3 protein-coding genes are annotated in these 3,043 nt (G+C 39.8%); all 3 read left to right on the forward strand.

The features are described 5' to 3' along the window. Positions 1–147: 147 nt before the first annotated feature. The 3 genes from BS19_RS14915 to BS19_RS14925 all read left to right on the forward strand — a co-directional run bounded on the left by BS19_RS14915 (position 148) and on the right by BS19_RS14925 (position 2,432). Positions 148–546, forward strand: coding sequence for a hypothetical protein (locus tag BS19_RS14915; protein WP_038176323.1), 399 nt, complete (start codon positions 148–150; stop codon positions 544–546). Between the two features lie 693 nt (positions 547–1,239). Then, entirely contained in the window at positions 1,240–1,860 is a 621-nt protein-coding gene (locus tag BS19_RS14920) for a hypothetical protein (protein ID WP_038176324.1), read from the forward strand. 149 nt (positions 1,861–2,009) lie between these two features. Beyond that, positions 2,010–2,432, forward strand: coding sequence for a GNAT family N-acetyltransferase (locus BS19_RS14925; protein ID WP_038176325.1), 423 nt, complete (start codon positions 2,010–2,012; stop codon positions 2,430–2,432). The last annotated feature ends 611 nt before the right edge of the window (positions 2,433–3,043 follow it).

Consider the following 3,043-nt stretch of genomic DNA (forward strand, 5'->3'; position numbering starts at 1 on the left):
TGATGTTGAGCAATTAATATACGTGGAACAAAAATAAACCTAACAAGGCGTTTAAGAGTGATTCCAAACGCTTGCCGGTTTCGCTTCGCTCAAGTATGGCAAGCGCTTGTCACACCTTAACGCAGCGTTAGGTAATATGAGGAAAAAATGAATATTTCAGTCGAACAAATAGTCAATGTACTTTCACAAGCGCGTGATGCTGGTGAAATAGCAGGAAATGCAGAAATTCGTCGTATAGCTAATTTGATGGATACAGGGCAAATTAACTATGCAGATTGTGGTGGAGCATGGATAAATATTGATATCGATGGGCGTTCAAATCTAGCCAAAAAATTGACTGGTCTAAATTTAGATTTTGTATCTATTCAAAATGCGAAAAGCCCTAGAAACAAAGGTTATTCAGTTTCATTCAGATTTCGATTTGCATTAATAAATCCAGTTAGTGGGCAAGAGCAATGGATTTATCAGTCAGCCTATGAAGCAGCTTTGCCAATCATAAAGTCAGGCTTAAATGTAGATGGTTACGTAAGACCATATATTACCTAACAAAGCGTTTAAGACGGATTCCCAACGCTCGGCATTTTCAGCTTACTCTAGGTTAAGTGTTTATGTCACAATGGTTTAGGTAGGGTGGTTGGCGTTGCTCACCACTTAACGCGGCGTTAGGCAAAGGGCAAAAAAGTTCTTAGTTCTAATCTTCTTGTTCCCTATGGCAGTTCGTTTTTCGTAGTCGGCAATTCAGCATTGTCGGCTCAAGTCCTTGAACCTCTCCAACCGTAAACATGTCAAAATTCGTGGGTTGCCTCATTGGTTTTTAGTGTTGGTCGGTGGTGAGTTTCACTGGCTTAAGGTGTGGAAAGGGCTAGTTCAAAGAAGCTTTCGTATTCGCTGTCATTTCGCAGTTTTTGGTTTCTCAGGTTCAAAAGCTACTTTCTCGCTGAAAGGCTGTATTGCGTGAGCGTAAAAAGTGAGGCTGTAACATAGTGGCTTTAGTAGTTCTTGAATCACAAAAAGTCAGTGGGTGATTGGTTGCTTATCGTGTTTAAGGTATTCTGTTTTCAAACCAAGTAAGTGAGTAAACGAGAAATTTGCCTAACAAACAATTCAAGCTGATTCGCAACGCTCGGCGCTTTCGGTTTCAATTGGTTTAGTGATTACGGTGAAGTGTTTCAGTGCGGTGGAAGCGTTGCTCACAACTTAATTGGGCGTTAGCCATACTAATTCGAGTGAGGAGTTATCATGAATAAAGGTGCAATAAAGGATCTGTCATCTAATGCTCTAGAATTAGCATTGGATAGTAATTTAGATAATGGAATCCTGAAGGACATACCAGTTTTTGGCTCTGCTATTAAAGTGGCAGAATTAACAATGTCGATTCGAGACCATTTTTTCCTAAAAAAACTTAGTCGTTTCATTTATCAACTCGATGGGCTTACTGAAGATGATAAGGAAGCTATTCGCCATTTTTCTAAATCATCAGATAGTGAAAAAATCTCAAGCAAATTAATTCAAGTTATAGATAACGTTACTGACATTGAAAAAGCAGACCTGATCGGAAAGCTCTTTGTATCCTTTTGTACTGGGAAAATTGATAAATCAAATTTTCTGAGATCAGTTGATACAATCCAAAACTATTTCATAGAAGATTTAAATCGGTTTCTCTGTGGATCAAATATTTGGTTTTCAACATTTGAAGATTTGGAGAGTCAAAACCTTGAAGGCTTGGTTGCTAGCCCATTAATAAAAGAGCAGTTTATTGATCGCCAAGATTTAATTCGCTCAGGTCGAGAAGATGAAATTGATATCACAAATTATGAACAATCCCGCTTTGGTGAAATTTTCAAAAATGCATTAACGTAGTGGCTAACAAAGCGTTTAAGACGGATTCCCAACGCTGGACGGCTTCAGTTTAAAAGATATGCATCAGTGTTTATGGCATAATGTCTTGAGCCTTGTGGTAGCGTTGCTCACCACTTAACGCGGCGTTATGAGCTAGGAGGAAATTTTACATGGAATACATCATTAGATCTGCTTCAGAATTGGATGCGGTTGGTATCAATGAAGTCTCAGAACACCTTGGCTATTCTCAGTTATCCTCCACTGAATCGACCACAAAACTTCAAGAATTGCTCAATTCTACTCAAGACCAAGTATTTGTAGCAGAGTGGCAAGGTCGAATTATAGGTTGGATACATCTTTTCTATGCTAGACGTCTCGCATCAGATAACTTTCTTGAAATTGGTGGTTTAGTTGTTTCTCCTGAAAGTCGTGGTCATGGTGTTGGTCGCGCTCTAGTCGAACATGCGCGAACTAAAAATTTGGGTAAACTCAGGGTACGCTGTAACGAAAAGAGGCTTGATACACACAAGTTTTATGAAAGCATTGGCTTCAATATCAGTAAGGTTCAGCGGGTGTTTCAAGTGCGCTCATAACAAACTGCTTAAGACGGACTATCAACGCTCGGCGAATTTAGGTCAGGTTTGGTACAGTGTTTACGGTGGTTTGTTTAAGTGTAGTGGTTGCGTTGCTAGCCACTTAGCAGGGCGTTAGTTGCCAGTGGAAAAAACGCAGCTAAAGCAGAAAGTTTAAGGCTAATGAATTGTGCAATTTTGCTCGGTTTTGTGCCTAGGTGTAGTTTGCTGAAGTTGCGTTCAATTGTTGATGCTGTGGTTTTGTTTTGCCGTTTCAGACGCGAATGTACTCGTCGAAAGTCAGCTTTGTAACATTGTCTTTCCAAAAGGTTTTTGGGGTGCTTTTAGTCAGTTTTCTACGGCGTTGTAAGTTCCAAGTGGTTTCAGTAACAGTCGCTTTGAAACTGCGCCTGATTTGAGTTTTTCAAAGCGCTCAAAAACGGTGTTAGCAAAGTGGAAATGAACGGGAAATCAAAGGTTAAGAATGGCAACTAACAAGGCGTTTAAGGCAGATTCGCAACGCTTAGCATTTTCGGTTTTCTTTGAAATTAGTGTTTATGGCACAATGGTTTAGGTTAGGTGGCATGTTGCTCACTACTTAACGCGGCGTTATGTTTACTTGTATTTCAGTG

Origin of the sequence: Vibrio pacinii DSM 19139, assembly GCF_000711795.1 — a bacterium.
Classification (GTDB): Bacteria; Pseudomonadota; Gammaproteobacteria; order Enterobacterales; family Vibrionaceae; genus Vibrio; species Vibrio pacinii.